Origin of the sequence: Streptomyces sp. NRRL B-24484 (genome assembly GCF_000717715.1) — a bacterium.
Lineage (GTDB): Bacteria > Actinomycetota > Actinomycetes > Streptomycetales > Streptomycetaceae > Kitasatospora.
Map to the genome: position 1 here is coordinate 1 of NZ_JOAI01000021.1, position 20,903 is coordinate 20,903.

Sequence of the window (20,903 nt, forward strand, 5' to 3'; positions counted from 1 at the left end):
GACGCCCACCCCGACCCCGACCACCGGCCCCAAGCACCACCCGCACCCGCACCCGACCAAGTCGCACCGGAACTGACCGAAGGGCCGCCCCGGCCCGCTCGATCGGGCCGGAACGCCGGAGGGCCGACTCGCGAGGGAGATCCTCGGAGTCGGCCCTCCGTGCTGCCGGGAGACGGTGGGTTCAGCGGGGCTGGACGGAGCCGTCGTAGACGTTGTCCGGGGTGGCGACCGCGGTGACGGCCCGGGCGAGGAGGGTGGAGGGTTCCTGGCCCCGGCTGCCGACATCAGTGTTGATCATGATGACCAGGGTGGCCCTCTGCGACGGCAGGTAGACGGTCACCGTCTCGTAGCCGGGGATCGAACCGTTGTGGCCGATCCAGCCGTTGGCGTCGAAGATGCCGAGGCCGTAGCTGGTGCCGGGGAAGCCGGTCGGCAGGGTCTTGAGACGCTCGGCCTGGGTCTCGGGGCCGAGCAGCTTCCCGGTGGCGACGACCTCGGCCCAGCGGCGCAGGTCCTGCAGGTCGGAGATCATCGCGCCGGCCGCCCAGGCCCAACTGGGGTTCCAGTCCGTGACGTCCTCGACCGCACCGCTCAGCGTCTGGTCGGTGTAGCCCCGTGGGTGCGGATCGGGGAACTCGGCGTCCCGCGGCAGCAGTGTGTGGCGCAGATGCGCCGGGCGGAGCACCCGCCGCTGGAGGAAGTCGGCCAGCCGTTGCCCGCTGACCTTCTCGACCACCAGACCGAGCAGCACGAGGTTGGTGTTGGAGTACTCGAAGGCCGCGCCCGGATCGAAGGTGTTGTGGTGCCTGAACCCGTACGCCAGCACCTCCTGCGGGCTGAAGTGGCGGTGCGGGTCGGTCTGCAGGGCGCGGACGAAGTCCGGGTCGGAGGTGTACGGGAACAGACCGCTTCGCATCTCGGCGAGCTGACGCAGGGTGATCCGTCCGCCGTCCGGCACGCCGTCGACGTAGGCGGAGATCGGGTCGTCCAGTCCGACCCGGTGCCGGTCGACCAGTTCGAGCAGCGCGGTGACGGTGAAGGTCTTGGTCTCGCTGCCGATCCGGACGTACGAGTCGGTGGACATCGGCCTGCCGGTGGCGGTGTCGGCGACGCCGGTCGCCCGGACGTAGCTGCCCCGGCCCGGCATCCACAGGCCGACGACGACGCCCGGGATGCCCGCCTGCCGGCGGACGTCCTCGATCGTGCTGTCCAGCCGGGCGGTCAGTTCCGGGCCGAGTCCGCCCGGTGGGCAGTCGTCCTGCTCGTACCGCCCGACGTCCACGGTGCGGACGGCCGTGCCGGGAACGGCGGCAACAGGGACGGCCGTTGCGGGAACGGCCGTCACGGGGGCCAGCACGGACGTCGCGAGCAGCGTCGCGGCGAACAGCCGGCGGTAGGGGGTGCGTCGCACGGCGCCTCTTCGGGTCACGGGGTCGGACGGCAACATCACCACCGATCTCCGCCGGGAGGGACGTCCGGTCGTCACCTCCTGCGGCGAGTCCACTCGTTCGGAGCCGGAACGAGGGCCCCGCCGGGTCCGGCCGGGACGCCGGCCGCCCCCGCGGGGAGACCGGAGCCGTCACCGCCGCCCGGCAGCGGTGACGCGTTCCCGCCCCCGGCCCCCGCTCCGGTGGTGCCGGGGGCGGACGGGGTGTCCGGCAGGGGCTCCGGCCGCACCGCGGTGCGGCCGCCCGCGGACGTGGCCGCGGGGACCACGTCGACGTCGGCCGAGCGGAGGAAGGCGAGCCGGTGGTCGTACCGGATCGGGTAGTAGGTGTCGTCGCCGACCACCAGGGTCCGGTCGTCCGGCGCGTCGCCGTCGATGTTCCGCGCGTAGTAGTAGTCGCCGTGCACCGGCCGGTCCGAGGCGGCGAGGTAGCGCTGCCCGGCCGGGATCGTCGCGGTGTACGGCGTCGGTGCGAGGCCCGTCCGGTCGGCGACCTCGGCGATCGCCGGGTACGGCCGGTAGGCGTCGCGCTCGGGATACGCCCGGCCGTACACCGGGATCGAGGTCCGGCCGGCCCGGGGCACGAGCACCGTCCGGCCGGGACGGGTGTCCGCGGCGGCGCTCCGGCCGTTCGGGTTGGGGAACCAGGCCTTCACACCGCCGTACCAGATCGCCGTCCAGTCGCCCTGCCGGTCCGCGACCGCGTAGCCGGTGCCGGCGACCGCCTTGGCCCGCCAGTCGGAGGCCCGGGTGGTCCCTCCGCCGATCAGCGGGGCGTCGGCGCTCGGCGAGGTGCGCAGGTAGACGAAGTTCTCCGGGCGGGCCGGGGCGCCGTCCACCGGCGGCATGTTGCCGGAGTCGAAGGGCGGGGCGATCGTCACCGTGCCGCCCACCGGGATCGGACCGCCGGTGCCGGCCCGCACGGGGGCGCCGACCAGGTCCATGTAGTGGTTCCAGTCCCAGAACGTGCCCGGGTCCCAGTGCATGCCGGCGATGTCCTGCTGGCGCGGGCCGGGGACGTCGTCGTGCCCGATGACGTGCTGCCGGTCCAGCGGCACGCCGAACCGGTCCGCCAGGTAGCGGGTCAGCGACGCCGAGGCCTGGTACAGCTGCTCCGAGTACCAGGTCGCCCGGTCCGCCGGGAACGCGTACCCCTCGTGCTCGATGCCGATGCTGTGCATGTTGACGGTCTTGTTGCCGGCGTGCCACGCGACGTTCCGGGTGCTCACCATCTGGGTGACGTGGCCGTCCGAGGACCGCACGACGTAGTGCGCGCTGGCCTGGGTGGCCGGGTTCTGGAAGGCGGCGATCGAGCCGGCGAAGCCGCCCTCGGTGTCGTGGATGACGATGCGGTCGATCCGCTGGCCGTCGCCGGGGCGGTCGGCGACCGAGTAGTTGCCGAAGGAGGCCGGGTCGGCGGCGTTGGTCAGCGCGTACGCGGCGGGCCGGAAGTCGCAGCCGAGACCCGCCGGGCACTCGGCCGGGCCGGGCGCGCCGGCAGTGGACCCTCGGGGAACGGACGCCCCCGGGTCGGACGCTCCCGGGTCGTACGCTCCCGGGGCGGCGGCTGCCGGGACGGACGGGCCCGGGGTGGACGCCGCCGCCGGTGGGGCGGTCTGGCCGTCGGCCGAGCTGAGCCGCAGGGCGGCCGGATCACCGGCGGTCACCGCGGGCGCCGCGGCGAGGGTGACCACCTGGCCGTCCGAGGTGACCCGGGAGGCCCCGGCCCTGACGGTGCCGAGCACGCGGTCGGCGAAGTCGTCCCCGCCCTGCCCGGCCGGCGACCCGCTGAACCGGGAGACCGCCGCGAACCAGTCCGCCGGGTCGCCCGACAGCGGCCTGCCGGTCTCCTTCTGGTACGACACCAGCAGGGCGGCCGCGCCGCGGATGCTCTGCGCCGGGTCGGTCCTCAGCCGGTCCGCGGGGAGGCGGACCAGTGCCGCCGCCCGCTCAAGGGTGTGCAGCGCCGGGGTGTCCTCGACCCGGAGGGCGGACGCGTGCCCGGGCACCACCGCGCCCTCCCCGCGGCCGTCCGTCTCGGCGCCCGGGCCGGACCCGAGGGCCCGGGCCACCGCGGCGGGATCGACCCGGGTCAGCCCCATCACGTTGTAGTTGCCGGTGGTGCTCGGTTCGCCGCCGTGCGACTCCCAGCGGGTCTGCTGGTAGGACAGCGCCAGCAGAACGCTCTGCGGCACCCCGAACTCGGCCGACGCGTCGGCGAACCGGCGCTGCAGCAGGTCGGCCGCCGCCTGGGCCGGAGCGGTGTGCGCGGCGGCTGGCGGGGCGAGGCCCGCGGCGGACGCGGCCACCGCGGCGGTGATCGCCAGCGGCAGCCGCAAGCGGTGAACTCGGCGGTGTGCGGCCCCGCCGTGCCTTCGGCCGTTCCCGTGTGCGGCAGTCAACGCAGTCAGCGGACCTTCCCGTGCCCCTCCCGGCCGAGGGGGCCGGACCCGTCCGGAGCCCACCGCGGGGCGCTCGGCGGAGAGCCGCCGGTGTGCCGACGCACGGGGAGCGACGCGGGGCCGGTGCGCGGTGGGACGTCCACCGCCGACCGGGCCCGCACCGGCCCAACGGGCCGGGAAGGGACTCCGCAACGGGCATCCACCCGGTGGGGCGAACCGTCCGTGCTCCGAACGGGAGACGGGCCGGCGTCGGCAGCACGGGGCGGCGGTGGTGCACCGAGGACGAGGGGGGAGGGGGAGGTCGGCCGGGCGGCGGGAGGAGGGCCCGGAGGCTCCGGCCCGCCGCCTCGGACGGCAGCTCAGCGGCGGTGCTTGCCGTTGCCCGTGGCGGCGGCCGGCTCCGGGTACGGGATGCGGAGCTTGCGGGCGAACGGGGCCACCGCCGCGCCCGCGCCCAGCGGGCGGGCCAGCGCGAACAGCGAGACCAGGACGGCCAGCGAACCGGCGGCCAGGCTCACGGTGCTGCTCAGCAGACCGCCGCCGGTGGCGTCGCCGATCCGGCCGGACAGCCACACCGCGGCCGCGGCACCCGGCAGGCAGGCCGCCGTGATCGCCAGGTGCAGGGCGACGACCGAACCGCCGTCGAGACCGCTGCGCGGCTTGCCGTTGCGGCGCACGCCCAGCACCATCGTCGCGTCCGGGCCCACCGGGGCCGCGGCGGCGACGGCGGACGGAACCGGCCTGCGCAGCCGGCGGCCGAGCGCCCAACCGGTCAGACCGACGCCGACCAGGCAGGCGATGCTCTGCGCGCCGGCCATTCCGATGATGATCCAGCGCGGGCTGAGCAGCCAGTAGGCGATCGCCGACAGCCCCGAGTTGACCGTGGTCGACACCACCGTCAGCCAGAACGGGGTCTTGGCGTCGCCCATCGCGTAGAAGCCGCGGGACAGCGCGTACTGGGCGCAGAAGGCCGGCAGGCCGATCGCGAAGGCGATCAGCGTCTGGGCGATCACCCACGAGTCGGCCGCGGTGACCTTGCCGTGCCCGTAGGCGATGTCGGCGATCTGCGGGGCGAGCGCGATGAACAGCACGGTCGCGGTGGTGATCATCGCGGCCGAGGAGCGCAGCATGCCGGCCAGGTCCGAGCCGATCTTCGTCAGCTCGCCCCGGGTCGCGGCCCGGGACATGCCGGGCAGCAGCGCCGTCACCAGGGAGATGGTGATGACGCCCTGCGGGACGACGAACAGCTGGTACGCGTTGGTGTAGGCGAAGTTGCCGAGGCCCATCTTCAGGCCCTCCTTCGCGGCCCGGACGCCGGCGCCCGTGCTCAGCCGGCTGATCACGGCGAAGGAGAGCTGGGTGACCACGACCAGCAGCAGCGCCCAGCTCGCGGCGCGGATCGGCTTGGTCAGGCCGGCACCCCGCCAGTCGAAGCGCGGCCGGAAGCGGAACCCGGAGGAACGCAGCGAGGGCAGCAGGCCGACCGCCTGCACGACGATGCCGAGGGTGCTGCCGAGGCCCAGCAGCATGGTCTGGCCCGCCGTCATCTGCTCGGCCTTGTCCGCGTCGTTGCCGACCAGGATGTAGAGGCCGAAGACGGCGATCGCGACCACGTTGTTCAGCACCGGCGTCCACATCATCGCGCCGAAGCGGTCGCGCGAGTTGAGCACCTGGCCGAGCAGGGTGAAGACGCCGTAGAAGAAGATCTGCGGCAGGCAGTAGCGGGCGAAGGCGATCGTCAGGTCGCGCTGCGCGCCGTCGAAGTTCGAGTAGAGGTCGACGATCGTCGGAGCCAGCACCCAGGCGCCCACCGTCAGCACGACCAGGATCACGCCGCAGAGGGTGAGCAGCCGGTCGGTGTAGGCGACGCCGCCGTCCTTGTGGGTCTGCGCAGCGTGCACCAGCTCGGGGACGAAGACGGAGGCCAGCACGCCGCCCATGAGCATCATGTAGACGACGTTCGGCAGCGAGTTGGCGACGTTGAAGGAGTCGCCGAGGCCGGCGGCGCCGAGCGCGGCGATGATCATCGCGCTGCGGACGAAGCCGAGCGCACGCGAGGAGAGCGTGCCGAGGGCCATGATCAGCCCGCTGCGGCCGACCGAGGCGGCGGGCGCGGCCGGGGCCTCGCCCTCGGCCTGGCGCTGTGCCGGGACGGTAGCGGGGGCCTGCGGCGGCACGCCCGGCTGGGCGGGGACACCCGGGTGGACGGGGCCGGCTGCCTGCGACGGGTCGCCGGTGCGTCCGGCCTCCGGAGGCTGCGGCGGGATCTTGCGCAGGGCCATGGTCGGCGGGTCCGGGTGCGCATACGAGTCGGGGGACTCACCCGTGGTGTTCATGGTCATCGGATCCCCGTCACTCGGTGCCTGGGCGGTGGGGCTGTGGGGCCTCCGCACAGGTGCACCCAACCGGAGCAGTCTGCCAAACCGCGACACTCCCTGGGGAGGCCGGTGTCGCGGGCGGCAGCTCTGCGCCCACGGAGGATATCGGGGGCCGGACGGGCCCGGTGGCGCGAAGGGTGATGGATTGAGGCCCTATGTCCGGTTATGTCGGCTGGGGTTGCAATCCGTTCGGAGTGATCGGCCGTCATCGTCGTCCCTTCACCGTGGGGGCGGCGCCCGATCGTGTGAGCTTTATCACTGCATGTCAGCCGCGTCGGTGACGGACGGGCGGCTCGTCCGTGGCGCCCTCGGGGTCGCCGGGGGCGCCTGCAGCGCCCGGGTCGTCCCGGTGGTCTACGTCGTCCATGTCATCTGCGTCGTCCGGGCTGTGCCGGTCGGCGAAGTCATCGCGGTCGTCGGGGTCGTCGGGGTCGTCGGGGTCGGCGTCGCCCTCGTCGTCCTCGCCGCTGCCGCCCGCCTCGTCGCTGCCGCCCACCTCGCCGTCGCCGTCCCCTTCTCCGTCCTCGCCCGTCGGTGCTGTGCCGCGGGCGAGGACGCGCTGGATGCGGGGTCTGGTCCGCCGGTCGACCCGTCGGAAGTCCCGGGCCAGGGCGCCGGGGCGCCACAGTTCCACGGCGACCGTCACCCAGCCGAGCAGGGCGGCGGCGGCCAGCCAGCCGGCCAGGACGTCGCTCGGCCAGTGGACGCCCAGCGCGATCCGGCTCCAGCCGACCGCCAGCACCGCCAGCGCCGCCGCCCCGACGGCCCAGCTTCGGCCCGCCCGCCCGGCCAGCGGCCAGGCCAGGGCCACCAGCGCGGCGCAGGTGACCGCGGAGGCCATCGCGTGCCCGGCGGGGAAGGCCGCGCCGTCGGCGTACGCGACCGGATCGGCGAAGTGCGGGCGGTCCCGCCCGACGGCGTCCGCGAGCCCGATCGCCAGCACCCAGCCGAGGGCGCCCTGGACGGCGGCCCAGGAGGCGAGGGTGCGGGCCCTGATCGCCCACAGCCAGGCCGCGGCGCCGAACAGCAGCACCCGCATGGTGACCGGCCCGTCGATGTCACCCAGCGTCTGCATCGACGCCGTCCACGCGGTGTGGCGGCGGGCGTAGCCGTGCAGTGCGCCGACCCAGTGCTGGTCGAGCCGGGTCAGCGGACCCCAGCCGCCCGCGACCAGCCCGAGCAGCAGGCCGAACGACAGAGTGCCACCGAGTGCCCACAGGGCGTGTCGGACGACGGGCCGACGGACGGGGGGAGCGGTGGACGGGTGCATGGCAGACACCTTCCCAGTGGCGGTGTGCGGAGCGGACCCGGGGCGATCGCGATTCGGCATCTTTTGTGCGGAGAAGGTGCGATCGGGAGGTGTCGTTCGTTGGAAGGGGTGGTGCCGCCCGCGATTGTTGCGCACGGTGGGTCGGAGGTGACGGAGCGCCGACCATCGCGGTGAAAATCGGCAGGATACTGCATGCGGCGTGAAAATCTGAGTGAGTTGGGAATGTTGTCCCATTTCTGTGCGTTGGATCGTTACGTGTGAGCCTCCGGGAGGCCCGCACTTGTATGAGCAGCGCAGCCCCGCGCGAGCCGCGCCGCCAGACCCGGCAATCCAGCAAGGGAGCAAGCATGGCCACTCGTGCCGTCGTTCGCGACAGGGCCGACCGGACTCGCTCGGCCCGGCCGACCAACCTTGAGGCCGACCGCGACCTCGTCGGCATGTACCTCGACGAGATCGCCAGGACGCCGCTGCTCGACGCCGCCGAAGAGGTCCAACTCTCCCTGCGCATCGAGGCCGGTGTGTACGCCCGGCACCTGCTGGACGAGGGTGCCCTGCCCGAGGGTGTGAGGCGCGAGGAGCTGGAGGCGATAGCCGGGGACGCGGAGCGTGCCAAGGACGTCTTCATCAGGTCCAACCTCCGGTTGGTCGTCGCGGTGGCCCGCCGGTACCCGCGCAGCGGCCTGCCCCTGCTGGACCTCATCCAGGAGGGCAACGCGGGCCTCGTGAGGGCGGTCGAGAAGTTCGACTACGCCAAGGGCTTCAAGTTCTCCACGTACGCGACGTGGTGGATCCGGCAGGCGATCACCCGGTCGATCGCCGACCAGTCGCGCACCATCCGGCTGCCCGTGCACCTGGTGGAGGAGCTCGGCCGGATCCGCCGGGTGCAGCGCGAGAAGTCCAAGGAGCTGGGCCGTGAGGCCGATCCCGCGGAGATCGCGGCCGAGCTGGACACCACGGAGGAGCGGATCAAGGACGTGCTCGACTGGGCGCGGGACCCGGTCAGCCTGAACATGTCGGTCGACGACGAGGGCGAGACCCAGTTCGGCGACCTGGTCGAGGACACCGGCGCCGTCTCGCCGGAGGATGCCGTCATGGTGATGCTCCGCCGCGAGGAGCTGGACGACCTGATCGGGCGGCTGGACGACCGGACGGCCTCGATCATCCGGTCCCGGTACGGCATGGAGGACGGTCGGGAGCGGACGCTGACCGAGGTCGGCAAGCAGCACGGGCTGACCCGTGAGCGGATCCGCCAGATCGAGAAGCACGCGCTGGCCGAGCTGAAGAAGATCGCCGACCACGCGGGCTTCGAAGCGGCCTGACCGCAGGTGCGGCCTCCGCGGGCCCCGCTCCGGGCAGTGCTCCGGGCCGGGGTCCGCGGCCGTCCGGCACCCCCTAGGCTGGTGGCGGAGAGAGCTGGAGGCAGGGCGATGGGCGAGCAGACCGGCGGACAGGACGCACGACCGGGCGTCGGGCCGGACGACGAGTCCGGCGGGGAGCCGGATCGGAAGGATCCGTCCGCGGCGCGACTGGTGTTCGGCGACCCGCTGGACCGGCAGACCGCCGACGACACGGACGCCGGCTGGGGCGAGCGCCCCGGCGGCAGCGGGAACCGCGGGCTGGACTGGTACCTGAGCCAGCGGCCGCCGCACCACGGGGACTAGGCTCCGCCGGCCTCGGAGGCCTCGCAGGCCTTGTGCGCACTGCTGGCGCTGCGCCCCGGCCACGGCCCGTCCGGTGGTCACGGCGCGGGTCAGCCCCGGCGGACGAGGGCGTCGCGGATCTCGGTGAGCAGGACGACCTCCTTCTCCTCCGCCTCCAGGACCTCCTCCTCCGCGGTCTTCCGCTTCGCCATGAAGTGCAGCATCGGCAGGATGAAGACGAAGTAGACCACTGCGGCCGTGATCACGAACTGCACCACCGCACTGAGCACCTCGCCCCACAGGATGAAGACGCCGGACGACACCGTTCCGTCGGGGGCGAGCGTGCAGGGGCCCTTCAGGCAGGACCGGTAGGACGCCAGGTCCTTGGTGCCGAAGAGGCCGATGACCGGATTGATGACGCCTTTCGCGAACGCATTGATGATGTTCGTGAAGGCCGCACCGATCACCACGGCGACCGCGAGATCGATGACGTTTCCGCGGAGCAGGAATTCCTTGAAACCCTTCATCCCGCAACGACACCACAGCGGATGGGTGGCCCAGGAATTCGGCGCGCCGGTTTCCGTTCGCCATGACCGGTCGCCGATCAGTGCGGCGGCGGGGCGGTGCCCGTGCAGCGGGGCAGGGCCCCCTGCTCGGGCGTGGTCGCGGAGGCGGCCGGCACCGGTGGCGGGCCGGGGCGGAAGGGGCCGGCGGCGAGCGCGGTCGCGGCGGCGAGCAGGCCGGCGGCCAGGACGCCCGGACGGTGGCGCACCGCCTGCTGCAGCCGGTGGCGTCCGCCGGAGCCGCGGCGGATCGGCGGGAAGTCGGGCACGCTCCGGCGGGGAGGGACGGAGCACGGCGGCGGCGGAGCGAGGTGTGCGGTCACGGTGGTGGCGGCCTTCGTTCGGCGGTCCGCGGACCCGGCCGGGCCCGCGGACAGCAGAATGCGCCGGACCCGGCACCGCGGGAATCGGCCGCCGATTTCCTGTGGACAACTCCGGCCTGTGGAAAACCCGTGTCACCCGGACGGCGGAATCGGCGCCCCGCGTCGAAGGAATCCACCGGACAATGCCGGGCGCCGAATCCGGTGACGGGGCACCGCGGGCCGGGGGCCGGGGGCCGGGCAGCGCGGGCCGGAGGTCCGGCACCGCGCCCCGGACGCGCCGGAGCCCGGTGCGAAGACTCAGCTCGCGGCCGGCGCCGAGGCCGTCGAGCCCGAGGACGCGGCGGCCGGCGCGGAGGACGACGAGCCGGTGGACGGCGCGGTCGAGGACGACCCCGAGCTCACCGAGCTGCTGGAGGAGGAACGGCTGTCGGTGCGGTAGAAGCCCGAGCCCTTGAACACGACGCCCACGGCCGAGAAGACCTTGCGGAGCTTCCCCTGGCAGTCGGGGCACGTGGTCAGCGCCTCGTCGGTGAACTTCTGCACCGCCTCCAGGCCGTTGCCGCACTCGGTGCACTGGTACTGGTACGTGGGCACTTGCTTCCTCCTGGCACTCTCGCCTGATGAGTGCTAACGATCGTCAATGATGCGGTATTCCGCTGGAACAGTCCAGCGATGCCGGATGTGAGATGGGTCCGGGCCGCCGGGCCCGGCGCCTCAGTGCCCGGTCCCCGCACCCACGAGCTGCCGCGGCCCGCTGCCCTCGGGGGCCCGGGAGGCCGTACCGGCCGGGGCCGGTCCGTCCGTGCGGACGCCGTCGTCCGCGGCCTGCACACCCGCGGGGGAGGCGGCCGCCGCGGTGTCCCGCGGAGCGACCAGCAGCCCGCGCAGGGCGACCAGCGCGACCAGGCCGAGGCCCGCGCCGATCACCGGCACGAGGAAGCCGGCGGACGGGCCGCCCGCGTCGATGAGCTGGCCCGCGACGGTGGAGCCGACCGCGAGGCCGAGGCCGATGGCGCCGGTCAGCCAGGTGAAGGCCTCGGTCTTGGCGCCGTCCGCGACGAGCGTCTCGACCAGGGTGTAGCCGGTGATCAGCGTCGGCGCGATGGCCAGGCCGCAGAAGAGCCCGGCGACGGAGAGCGCGGTGAGGTTCGGCATCGCCCAGAGGGTCGAGCAGCCGAGCACCAGCAGGGCGTAGCAGCCGAGCATCCGGCTGCGGGCCGGGCGGCGCCAGGCGACCAGGCCGTAGAGCACGCCGGCGAGCATCGAGCCGCCGGCGAAGATGCCGTACACGGTGCCGCTGGCGCCGGCGCGGCCGACCGACTCGGCGAAGGCGGTCACCGAGACCTGCATGGCGCCGAAGACGGTGCCCACCCCGAGGAAGGCGCCGGCCAGCAGCCGGACGCCGGGGGAGGACAGTGCGGAGGGGCCGCGGCCGTCGGCGGTGCGCGGGTGGCGGGCCGGGGCGGTGCGGCGCTGGGCGGCGAAGGCGAGGCCGCCGGCGACGGTCAGCGCGGCCTCGGCGATCAGCGCGGCGGAGGGGGTGACGGTGGTGGCGATCGCGGTGGCCAGCACCGGGCCGACCACGAAGGTGAATTCGTCGGTGACCGACTCGAAGGCGAACGCGGTGTTCAGCGTGGCCGGGGAGTCCGACAGCCGGGCGACCCAGCGGGCCCGGACCATGGCGCCGATCTGCGGCACCGAGGCACCGGCGGGCGCGGCGGCGGCGAACAGCGCCCAGGCCGGGGCGTGGCCCGGCGCCAGCCCGATCAGCGCGGCCACCGACACGGCGTGCACGGCGACGCTGGGCAGCAGCACGGCCGCCTGGCCGTAGCGGTCCGCCAGTCGGCCGGTCTGCGGGCCGACGAGGGCCTGCGCGACGGCGGAGACGGCGGCTACCGCGCCGGCGGTGCCGTACGAGCCGTGGGTGTCCAGGACGAGCAGCACGATGCCCAGGCTCAGCATGGCGTAGGGCAGCCGGGCGGCGAAGGCGGGGACGAGGAACGTCCAGGAGCCGGGGGTCCGCAGCAGTGCCGCGTACCCGACCCGGGCGGGTGCGGACGCGGGGGCGGTGTCGAGGCCGGCAGGCGCGGGCGTGCCGGGGGACAGGGTGTCGTCGACCGTTCGGCGGGCCGTCACGGTCGGTCCTTCCTGCTGCCTGGTAGCGCGCCGGGGAACGGGTGGGCCCCGACGGCGCCGAGAGTCGTCCTCTCGCGCGTCGACCGGGGTAGATACCGGGTCCTGCCGGCTGTGGGGTGGTGCTGGTGCCGGCGTCAGGCAGGGTGCTGCGGACCGCGGCCGCCGAGCGGTCGCGCCAACTCTGCATCAGGCAGATGTTGCGGGTTTTCTAGGTGTAGATCTTCCGTATCGATCGATTATATGGCAGACGGGCCCGGTGGGGCCGTCGATGCAAGGCAGGTCACACATCCGGAGCCCCGGCGGCCGTCCGCGGCTCAGCGGCCGCGCAGCCAGCCCGCCAGCTTGCCGCCCCGGTCGACGGCGCGCAGCCGGCGCTCGGCGGCCTCGCCGACCTCCTCGGTGGTGACGACGAGCAGTTCGTCCCCGGCCCGCAGGATCGTGGTGCGCTCGGGCACGAAGCTGCTGCCCTCCCGGACGACCAGGGTGACCGCGGCGCCCTTGGGCAGCCGCAGCTCGCCCACCTCGACGCCGGACATCCGCGACTCCGCCGAGAGCGACACCGACAGCAGGTGGCCGTGCAGCTTCTCCAGCGGCGCGGACTCGATGCCGAGGTCCTGGCCGAGGTCGCCCTCGCCGATCCGCAGCGCACGGGCGACCGGCGGCAGGGTCGGCCCCTGCAGCAGGGTGAAGACCACGACCAGCACGAAGACGATGTTGAAGACCTCCTGGGCCCGCGGGGCCGCCGCCACCAACGGGATGGTGGCCAGCACGATCGGCACCGCGCCGCGCAGCCCGGCCCAGCTGAGCAGGGCCTGCTCCCGCCACGGCAGCCGGAAGGGCGTCAGCGAGAGCAGCACCGAGGCGGGCCGGGCCAGGAAGACCAGCACGGCGCCGCAGACCAGCGCCGGGACGATCGCCGAGCCCATCTCGCTGGGCGTGACCAGCAGGCCGAGCACGACGAACATGCCGATCTGGCCGATCCAGGCGAGGCCGTCGGCGAAGCCGCGGACGGCCGGGCCGTGCGGCAGCTTGGAGTTCCCGAGGATCACCGCGGCGGTGTAGACGGCGAGGAAGCCGGAGCCGTGCAGCAGCGAGCCGCCCGCGTAGGCCAGCACCGTCAGGGCCATCACCGCGATCGGGTACAGGCCGGAGGAGGGCAGGGCGACGCGCTTGACCGCCCAGGCGCCGATCCGGCCGACCGCGAAGCCGACCGCGGCGCCCACGGCGAGCTCGCCGAGGATGGTGCCGACCATCACGTACCAGGGGTCGAGCGGGCCGGTGGCGGCGAAGGCGACGACCAGGATGACCACCGGGGCGTCGTTGCAGCCGGACTCGGCCTCCAGCAGGCCGGTGAGCCGGCGGGGCAGGGGCACGGTGCGCAGCACGGAGAAGACCGCGGCGGCGTCCGTGGAGGAGACGATCGCGCCGAGCAGCAGCGAGGTGCGCCAGTCCAGGCCGACCAGCCAGTGCGCGCCGGCGGCGGTGACGAAGACGCTGACCGCGACGCCGAAGGTGGCCAGCACGCCGGCGGCCGGCATGACCGGCCGGATCGCCCGCCAGCTGGTCTTCAGTCCACCCTCGGCGAGGATCACCACCAGGGCCGCGTAGCCGAGGACCTGCGCGAGCGCGACGTTGTCGAAGGCGAGGCCGAGGCCGTTGTGGCCGAGGGCGATGCCGATGCCGAGGTAGACGAGGAGGCTGGGCAGCCCGGAGCGGGTCGAGAAGCGCACGGCGACCACCGCGACCAGGAGGATCACGGAGAACTCGAGCAGGAACGCGTTCAGGTGGTCGACGGTCACGCAGGGGCACCTCTGCGGCAGGAGGGGCTGATGAGTCGTTACTCAGTCTAACATTTTACTTGATCTTTGATCGAGGCCCCTCGGCCTTCCCTTCAGGTCATCCCTCCGGGGTATCGTCCCCTCTGATCCAACCGTGGGCGTCCCCGGTGCACGTCCGCCACCTGAGCCGACCTAATGTGGTGAGCTGTCACCGCCGCCACGTCCCCCAGTCAAGGACCCAGATGCCCCGCTCGAAGAAGTTCCGGCGCGCCCGTCTGATCGTGATCGCGCTGGTCGTGCTGCTGATCGCGGGGCTCGGCGGGGGCGGTTACTGGGCGGTCCACACCGTGCGCGCCTCCTTCCCCGAGCTGACCGGCACCGTCCGGGTCTCCGGCCTGAGCGCCCCGGTCGACGTGAAGCGCGACGCCAAGGGCGTTCCCCAGCTGTACGCCGACACCTCCGAGGACCTCTTCCGCGCCCAGGGCTACGTCCAGGCGCAGGACCGCTTCTGGGAGATGGACGTCCGGCGGCACATCACGGCCGGGCGGCTCTCCGAGATGTTCGGCTCCGGCCAGGTGGAGACCGACTCCTTCCTGCGGACCATGGGCTGGCGCCGGGTCGCGCAGCAGGAGTACGACACCGTGCTGTCCGCCGAGACCAAGAAGTACCTGCAGGCCTACGCGGACGGCGTGAACGCCTGGCTCGCCGAGCACCCCGGCGGGGCCGGCGCCTCCCTGGAGTACGCCCTGCTCGGCACCGTGAACGGCGACTACAAGCCCGAGGAGTGGACCCCGGTCGACTCGGTGGCCTGGCTCAAGGCGATGGCCTGGAACCTCTCCGGCAACCGCCAGGAGGAGATCGACCGCGCGCTGCTGGCGCAGAACTTCCAGCAGAGCGAGATCGACCAGCTGTACCCGGAGTACCCGTACGACCGGAACGGCACCATCCTCAAGACCGGCAAGCTCGCCGCCGACGGCACGTACAAGCCGGCCGACGGCAGCGCCGCGCCCGCCGGCACCGCCACCGCGACCCCCGGCGCCGCCACCACGCAGGGCCGTGCCGCCACCGAGGCCGTCCTCAAGGACCTCTCCGACACGATGGCCGCCGTGCCGCAACTGCTCGGCCCGCAGGGCCAGGGCATCGGCTCCAACTCCTGGGTCGTCTCCGGCAGCCACACCACCACCGGCAAGCCGCTGCTCGCCAACGACCCGCACCTGGGCCCGGGCATGCCGTCCGTCTGGTACCAGATGGGCCTGCACTGCCGCGCCGTCGGCCCCAAGTGCGGCTTCGACGTCGCCGGCTTCACCTTCGCCGGCACCCCCGGCGTGGTCATCGGCCACAACAAGAAGGTCACCTGGGGCTTCACCAACCTCGGCGCCGACGTGACCGACCTCTACCTGGAGAAGGTCACCGGCCCCGACACCTACCTCCGCGACGGCCAGGAGGTGAAGTTCCAGACCCGCAAGGAGACGATCAAGGTCGCCGGCGGCGAGGACCGCACCATCACCGTCCGCACCACCGTCAACGGCCCGCTGATCTCCGACCAGTCCTCGGAGCAGCAGAACGTCGGCACCTACGCCCCGGCCGGCAACGCCGCCCCGGACCGCGCCACCGGCTACGGCGTCGCCCTGCAGTGGACGGCCCTCACCCCCGGCCGGACCATGGACGCCGTCTTCGAGCTCGACGCCGCCGCCGACTGGAAGGGCTTCCAGAAGGCCGCCGCCGACTTCGCCGTCCCCGCCCAGAACCTGATCTACGCCGACACCGACAACAACATCGGCTACCAGACCCCGGGCACCATCCCCGTCCGCGGCAAGGGCGACGGCCGCTACCCCGCCCCGGGCTGGGACTCGGCCTACGACTGGAAGAAGGAGCCCGTCCCCTTCAAGTCGCTGCCCTACAGCTACAACCCGGCCTCCGGCTACATCGTCACCGCCAACCAGGCCGTGGTCGACAAGGGCCTGCCCTACACCATCACCACCGACTGGGAGTACGGCACCCGCGCCAAGGAGATCACCGACCAGATCGAGGGCCGGCTGAAGAACGGCGGCAAGATCTCGCCGGACGACATGCAGGCCATGCAGCTCGACAACACCAGCGTGATGGCCAGGACCCTCGTCCCGCTGCTGCTCAAGGTGAAGATCACCGACCCGTACGTCCGCGAGGCCCAGGACCTGCTCAAGGACTGGAACTACCACCAGGACGCCGACTCCGCGGCCGCCGCCTACTACAACGGCGTCTGGCGGGCGCTGCTCACCCTCGCCTTCGGGCAGAAGCTGCCGGCCTCGCTGCGCGCCGAGGGCGACTGCCTGCTGGTCCGTCAGAAGTCCAACTCGACGCTGCCCGACGACGCGGTCAACGGCGAGGTGAAGCCGGTCACCGAGTGCGGCACCCGCAAGCCCGACCAGGCCCAGCCGGACGGCGGCGACCGCTGGACGGAGGTCGTCCGCACCCAGCTGGCGCAGCCCGACAGCACCTGGTGGAACTACATCGACTCCAACCACCTGCAGCAGCACGGCCTGAACAACCTGCTCGCCCAGGCGATGAAGAACGCCCGCCAGGACCTCACCGCCTACCTGGGCAAGTCCATCTCCACCTGGAGCTGGGGCCGGCTGCACACCCTGACGCTCAAGGAGACGACGCTCGGCAGCGACGACTCCTCGATCGCCTCCGGCTTCGTGCACCGGCTGCTCAACCGGGGCCCGTACCGGCTCTCCGGCGGCAGCGCCGCGGTGAACGCGGCCGGCTGGAACGCCGCCGCCGGGTACCAGGTGGACTGGATCCCCTCGATGCGGATGGTCGTCGACCTCTCCGACTTCGACGCCTCCCGCTGGATCAACGTCGGCGGCGCCTCCGGCCACGCCTTCCACAGCAACTACAACGACCAGACCGAGCTGTGGGCCAAGGGCGAACTGCTGCCCTGGGCGTACTCGCCGGACGCCGTCGGCAAGGCGACCGCGCACACCATGACGCTCACCAACGGCTGACCCGCCGCGGGGGCGCCGCCGCTCGGCCGGCGGCGCCCCCGCGCCCGTTCAGTCCGCGGACCCGCCGAAGCGGTGCACCCCCGAGGGCGTCACCACCGCGTCCACCGGCAGGTCGTGGGCCTCGCCCGGCACCCGGGGCAGCAGCTCCTCCTCGTACAGCAGGGTCGCCAGCAGCGGCGCGGCGCCGGCCGCGGCCAGCCGGGCCAGCACCCGGTCGTAACTGCCCCCGCCGCGGCCCAGCCGCACCCCCCTGCGGTCCACCGCCAGACCCGGCAGCAGCACCATCCGGACCCCGCACACCGCCTCCGGCCCCAGCCGCGCCCCGGTCGGCTCCAGCAGGCCCCGGGAGGCCGGGGCGAGCGCCTCCCGCCCCGTGTAGGGCGCCCAGTCCAGGTCGTTGTCGGCCAGCAGCACCGGCAGCAGCACCCGCACTCCGCGGGCCGCCAGCGCGTCCAGCAGCGGACCGGTGCCCGGCTCGCCGCCGACCGAGACGTACGCCGCCACCGTCCAGCCCGGTTCGGCCAGCGCGGCGGCGTGCACGGCCAGCTCCTCGGCCGCCGATGCCCGCCGAGCGGGTGACAGCGAGCGGCGTCCTTCCAGCAGGCGTGACCTCAGGGCGGCCTTGTCGTTGTGCAATGGATTGGCAGTCATGGGTCCCCACAGCTCGGCACCGATCGGTGCCCCGAGCCTGACATGCGGAAGGCGCCACATGTCCACCCCGCTCCTGGTCCAGGCACTCGCAGCGCTGAGCGCCCCCGCCCTGGCCGGCGCCGGACTGCTCGGCGCCCGGCTGCGCCGGGCGGGGGCCGCGGCGGCCGAGCGCGAGGCGGCGCTGCAGGGCACCGTCGCCGAGCTCCGGCAGGAGCGCGACGAACTGCAGCGCACCGCCTCCTGCGACCCGCTCACCGGGGTGTGGAACTACCGGCACCTGCAGATCACCCTGGACAAGGAGATCGAGCGCGCCCGCCGGGCCGCCGGCGGGGACGGGACGCGCCCGCTCGCCCTGCTGATGCTGGAGATCGCCGGCTTCGACGCGGTCGTCGCCGAGCACGGCCGCAGCCGGGCCGGCGCCGTGCTGCGCGACCTCGCCCAGCGCCTCGCCGTCGAGATCCGCCGCTCGGACACCCTAGGCCGCTACGGCGGCGAGGAGTTCCTCGTCCTGCTGCCCGACACCGGTCCCGAGGGGGCCGTCCAGGTCGCCGAGCGGCTCGTCTGGACCGTACGCCGGCACCGGCTGCTGGACTGGTCCGGCGGCGGCGCCGAGCCCCGCCCGGCCGGCACCGCCGAGACCCCCGGCGCCCGCGGCAACGGCCTCACCGCCGCCGTCGGCATCGCCGTCCTGCCGCGCGACGGATCCCACGCCGCCCTGCTGCTGAGGGCCGCCGACCGGGCCCTCGCCGAGGCCCGCCGCGCGGGCGGCGACTGCTGGCGCGGCGCACCGGTGGAGACCGTCCCCGCGGCGGCCCCCTCGCCCGTACCTGCGCTGCAGCCCGGGCGGAGGTCCGACGGGCCGACGGGGGCCGTGGAAAAGGCGGGTAGTCTGTCCGCCTGTACCGGCCCCGAGGCCACCCTCACCTCGGTCGGCCACGCCCGCACCGCGGCCGCCACGGCCGCTGCTCGGGACGGGGTCTAACCCCCGATTCACCTCGCTCTCACAGGGCGCTGAAACGCCTCAGTAAGGTCGACGCATGACGAAGACGCACGCCCGCACCCCCGTCACCAAGGCCGTCGTGCCCGCTGCCGGCCTGGGGACCCGCTTCCTCCCGGCGACCAAGGCGACGCCCAAGGAGATGCTGCCGGTGGTCGACAAGCCGGCCATCCAGTACGTCGTCGAGGAGGCCGCCGCCGCCGGCCTGTCCGACATACTGATGGTGACCGGCCGCAACAAGCGCGCGCTGGAGGACCACTTCGACCGGGCGTACGAGCTGGAGGAGCTGCTCACCCGCAAGGGCGACCACGACCGGCTGCGCCGGGTGCAGGAGTCCGTGCAGCTCGCCAACATGCACTACGTCCGGCAGGGCGACCCCAAGGGCCTCGGCCACGCCGTCCTCGTCGCCGAGCAGCACGTCGCCGGCCAGCCCTTCGCCGTCCTCCTCGGCGACGACCTGATCGACCCCCGCGACCCGCTGCTCTCCCGCATGATCGAGGTCCAGCAGGAGCTCGGCGGCTCGGTCGTCGCCCTCATGGAGGTCGACCCCTCGCAGATCCACCTGTACGGCTGTGCCGCCGTCAAGCCGAACGGCTTCGGCGACGACGTCTTCCGGATCACCGACCTGGTCGAGAAGCCGGACACCGAGGACGCCCCGTCCAACTACGCGGTGATCGGCCGCTACATCCTCGACCCCGCCGTCTTCGAGGTGCTGAGCAAGACCCCGCCCGGCCGCGGCGGCGAGATCCAGCTGACCGACGCGCTGCGCGAGCTCTCCGGCCGCGACGAGACCGGCGGCGGCCCCGTCCACGGCGTGCTGTTCAAGGGCCGCCGCTACGACACCGGCGACCGCGCCGACTACCTTCGCGCTATCGTCCGACTGGCGTGCGAGCGCGAGGACCTCGGCCCCGAGTTCCGGGACTGGCTCCGGCAGTTCGTCGCCACCGAGATGCACAGCTGACCCATCACGAAGGCGAGTGAGGCGATGACCGCGGGCCCCGCGCACGGCAGCAACGACCCCTGCTGCGAGGACGCCGGGGCCCCGGCCGCCCCCCGGACCTGGTCCGTCGACGAGCACCTCGCCGACGTCCTGGCCGGCGCCGCCCCGCTGCCCGCGGTCGAGGTCGACCTGCTGGACGCCCTCGGCCGCCCGCTCGCCGACGACGTCGCCGCCGCCGTCGACCTCCCGCCCTTCGACAACAGCTCGATGGACGGCTACGCGCTGCGGGCGGCGGACACCGCGCCCGTCGCCCTCGCGGTGGTCGGCGACATCGCGGCCGGCGCCGCCGAACTCCCCGCCGTCGGGCCCGGGCAGGCCGCCCGGATCATGACCGGCGCACCGGTGCCGCCCGGCGCCGACGCCGTCGCCCCGGTCGAGTGGACCGACGGCGGCACCGGCACCGGCGAGCCCGCCGACGCGATGACCGCGGCCGCCGCCGACGAGACCGTCCAGGTGCTCCGCCCGGTCGCGACCGGCGCCCACATCCGCCGCCGCGGCAGCGACATCACCGCCGGCACCACCGTGCTCACCGCCGGCACCCCGCTCGGCCCCGCCCAGCTCGGCCTGCTCGCCGCGATCGGCCGCGCCACCGTCACCGTCCGCCGCCGCCCGCGGGTCGCGGTGCTCTCCACCGGCAGCGAACTCGTCCAGCCCGGCGAGCCGGTCGGCCCCGGCCGGATCAGCGACTCCAACAGCTTCACCCTCGCCGCCGCCGCGCGCGCCGCCGGCGCCGAGGCCGTCCGGATCGGCGGCGTGCCCGACGACCCGGCCGTGCTCCGCCGGGTGCTGCAGGAGCAGCTCGCCGACGCCGACCTGATCGTCACCAGCGGCGGCGTCAGCGTCGGCGCCTACGACGTGGTCAAGGAGGCCCTGCAGCCGCTGCACGGCGGCGAGGACCTCGGCGGCGTCGACTTCCGCCGGCTGCGGATGCAGCCCGGCAAGCCGCAGGGCTTCGGCCGGCTCGGCGGGGCCGGCGTCCCGCTGCTCGCCCTGCCCGGCAACCCGGTCAGCTCGTACATCTCCTTCGAGCTGTTCGTCCGGCCGCTGATCCGCACCATGCTCGGCGCCTCCGACGTGCACCGGCCGGTCGTCGCCGCGGTCTGCACCGCCGACCTCACCTCGCCCGCCGGGCGCCGGCAGTTCCTGCGCGGCCGGTACGGCACCGACGGCACCGTCACCCCGGTCGGCGGCGCCTCCTCGCACCTGGTCGGCGCCCTCGCGCACGCCGACTGCCTGATCGCCGTCCCCGAGGAGACCACCGCGCTGCCGGCCGGCAGCCGCGTCGACGTGGTCCTTCTCACGGACTGACCGCACCGGGGTTGTACGGTAGC

General features: G+C 73.9%; 16 protein-coding genes. 6 read left to right on the top strand and 10 right to left on the bottom strand.

Annotated elements, in window-relative coordinates:
• Positions 1 to 181: 181 nt before the first annotated feature.
• From IE98_RS0119760 to IE98_RS44780, 4 genes are all read right to left on the bottom strand, one after another.
• Positions 182 to 1,411, bottom strand: a complete 1,230-nt coding sequence (locus IE98_RS0119760; RefSeq protein ID WP_030270846.1) for a serine hydrolase domain-containing protein — start codon at positions 1,409 to 1,411, stop codon at positions 182 to 184.
• Between the two features lie 71 nt (positions 1,412 to 1,482).
• Complete coding sequence (locus IE98_RS42715) at positions 1,483 to 3,786, bottom strand: peptidoglycan recognition family protein (protein ID WP_052390712.1); 2,304 nt, start codon at positions 3,784 to 3,786, stop codon at positions 1,483 to 1,485.
• 422 nt (positions 3,787 to 4,208) lie between these two features.
• Positions 4,209 to 6,185, bottom strand: coding sequence for a murein biosynthesis integral membrane protein MurJ (gene murJ / locus IE98_RS0119775; RefSeq protein ID WP_234443602.1), 1,977 nt, complete (start codon positions 6,183 to 6,185; stop codon positions 4,209 to 4,211).
• A gap of 307 nt (positions 6,186 to 6,492) precedes the next feature.
• Positions 6,493 to 7,497 carry a phosphatase PAP2 family protein gene (locus IE98_RS44780; RefSeq protein WP_052390713.1) on the bottom strand — a complete coding sequence of 335 codons (1,005 nt, stop codon included), beginning with the start codon at positions 7,495 to 7,497 and terminating at the stop codon, positions 6,493 to 6,495.
• 347 nt (positions 7,498 to 7,844) lie between these two features.
• On the opposite strand from IE98_RS44780, the gene IE98_RS0119785 reads away from it, so the two are divergent.
• Positions 7,845 to 8,816 carry a sigma-70 family RNA polymerase sigma factor gene (locus IE98_RS0119785; RefSeq protein ID WP_030270674.1) on the top strand — a complete coding sequence of 324 codons (972 nt, stop codon included), beginning with the start codon at positions 7,845 to 7,847 and terminating at the stop codon, positions 8,814 to 8,816.
• A 108-nt stretch (positions 8,817 to 8,924) separates the two neighbouring features.
• The gene (locus tag IE98_RS42720) at positions 8,925 to 9,158 is read left to right on the top strand and encodes a hypothetical protein (protein WP_043174630.1); all 234 of its coding nucleotides are present in this window, start codon (positions 8,925 to 8,927) and stop codon (positions 9,156 to 9,158) included.
• Positions 9,159 to 9,247: 89 nt separating this feature from the next.
• Here the strand turns inward: IE98_RS42720 and mscL are convergent, their stop codons facing one another.
• From mscL to IE98_RS0119815, 5 genes are all read right to left on the bottom strand, one after another.
• A complete protein-coding gene (mscL, locus tag IE98_RS0119795) occupies positions 9,248 to 9,664 on the bottom strand; it encodes a large conductance mechanosensitive channel protein MscL (RefSeq protein ID WP_030270676.1) in 417 nt (138 codons plus the stop codon).
• 77 nt (positions 9,665 to 9,741) lie between these two features.
• The gene (locus IE98_RS44785; protein ID WP_030270677.1) at positions 9,742 to 9,969 is read right to left on the bottom strand and encodes a hypothetical protein; all 228 of its coding nucleotides are present in this window, start codon (positions 9,967 to 9,969) and stop codon (positions 9,742 to 9,744) included.
• Positions 9,970 to 10,320: 351 nt separating this feature from the next.
• Positions 10,321 to 10,617 carry an FmdB family zinc ribbon protein gene (locus IE98_RS0119805; RefSeq protein ID WP_030270680.1) on the bottom strand — a complete coding sequence of 99 codons (297 nt, stop codon included), beginning with the start codon at positions 10,615 to 10,617 and terminating at the stop codon, positions 10,321 to 10,323.
• A 120-nt stretch (positions 10,618 to 10,737) separates the two neighbouring features.
• On the bottom strand, positions 10,738 to 12,129 hold the full coding sequence (locus IE98_RS0119810; protein ID WP_234443605.1) for an MFS transporter: 1,392 nt from the start codon (positions 12,127 to 12,129) through the stop codon (positions 10,738 to 10,740).
• Between the two features lie 344 nt (positions 12,130 to 12,473).
• A complete protein-coding gene (locus tag IE98_RS0119815; protein ID WP_052390714.1) occupies positions 12,474 to 13,958 on the bottom strand; it encodes a potassium/proton antiporter in 1,485 nt (494 codons plus the stop codon).
• 221 nt (positions 13,959 to 14,179) lie between these two features.
• Here IE98_RS0119815 and IE98_RS0119820 point away from each other — a divergent pair, with 221 nt between their 5' ends.
• Positions 14,180 to 16,924: a penicillin acylase family protein gene (locus tag IE98_RS0119820; RefSeq protein WP_030270686.1), complete on the top strand. Its 2,745-nt coding sequence runs from the start codon at positions 14,180 to 14,182 to the stop codon at positions 16,922 to 16,924.
• Positions 16,925 to 16,972: 48 nt separating this feature from the next.
• On the opposite strand, the gene IE98_RS0119825 is transcribed toward IE98_RS0119820, so the two are convergent.
• Complete coding sequence (locus tag IE98_RS0119825) at positions 16,973 to 17,575, bottom strand: 5-formyltetrahydrofolate cyclo-ligase (RefSeq protein WP_030270688.1); 603 nt, start codon at positions 17,573 to 17,575, stop codon at positions 16,973 to 16,975.
• Positions 17,576 to 17,633: 58 nt separating this feature from the next.
• Between IE98_RS0119825 and IE98_RS0119830 the strand changes: the two genes are divergently transcribed.
• From IE98_RS0119830 to glp, 3 genes are read left to right on the top strand one after another with little or no spacing between them, the layout of a single operon-like run.
• Positions 17,634 to 18,557, top strand: coding sequence for a GGDEF domain-containing protein (locus tag IE98_RS0119830; protein WP_052390715.1), 924 nt, complete (start codon positions 17,634 to 17,636; stop codon positions 18,555 to 18,557).
• 55 nt (positions 18,558 to 18,612) lie between these two features.
• Entirely contained in the window at positions 18,613 to 19,533 is a 921-nt protein-coding gene (gene galU, locus IE98_RS0119835) for a UTP--glucose-1-phosphate uridylyltransferase GalU (protein ID WP_030270692.1), read from the top strand.
• A gap of 24 nt (positions 19,534 to 19,557) precedes the next feature.
• Positions 19,558 to 20,880 (top strand): gephyrin-like molybdotransferase Glp, encoded by a 1,323-nt coding sequence (glp, locus tag IE98_RS0119840; RefSeq protein ID WP_030270695.1) that lies wholly within the window; start codon positions 19,558 to 19,560, stop codon positions 20,878 to 20,880.
• Positions 20,881 to 20,903: the final 23 nt, after the last annotated feature.

Excerpts from the sequence above, each read along its gene's own strand:
- galU (WP_030270692.1), top strand. The coding sequence starts at position 18,613 with ATGACGAAGACGCACGCCCGCACCCCCGTCACCAAGGCCGTCGTGCCC.
- murJ (WP_234443602.1), bottom strand. The coding sequence starts at position 6,185 with ATGAACACCACGGGTGAGTCCCCCGACTCGTATGCGCACCCGGACCCG.
- glp (WP_030270695.1), top strand. The coding sequence starts at position 19,558 with ATGACCGCGGGCCCCGCGCACGGCAGCAACGACCCCTGCTGCGAGGAC.
- IE98_RS0119825 (WP_030270688.1), bottom strand. The coding sequence starts at position 17,575 with ATGACTGCCAATCCATTGCACAACGACAAGGCCGCCCTGAGGTCACGC.
- IE98_RS0119820 (WP_030270686.1), top strand. The coding sequence starts at position 14,180 with ATGCCCCGCTCGAAGAAGTTCCGGCGCGCCCGTCTGATCGTGATCGCG.
- IE98_RS0119830 (WP_052390715.1), top strand. The coding sequence starts at position 17,634 with ATGTCCACCCCGCTCCTGGTCCAGGCACTCGCAGCGCTGAGCGCCCCC.
- mscL (WP_030270676.1), bottom strand. The coding sequence starts at position 9,664 with ATGAAGGGTTTCAAGGAATTCCTGCTCCGCGGAAACGTCATCGATCTC.
- IE98_RS0119785 (WP_030270674.1), top strand. The coding sequence starts at position 7,845 with ATGGCCACTCGTGCCGTCGTTCGCGACAGGGCCGACCGGACTCGCTCG.
- IE98_RS42720 (WP_043174630.1), top strand. The coding sequence starts at position 8,925 with ATGGGCGAGCAGACCGGCGGACAGGACGCACGACCGGGCGTCGGGCCG.
- IE98_RS44780 (WP_052390713.1), bottom strand. The coding sequence starts at position 7,497 with ATGCACCCGTCCACCGCTCCCCCCGTCCGTCGGCCCGTCGTCCGACAC.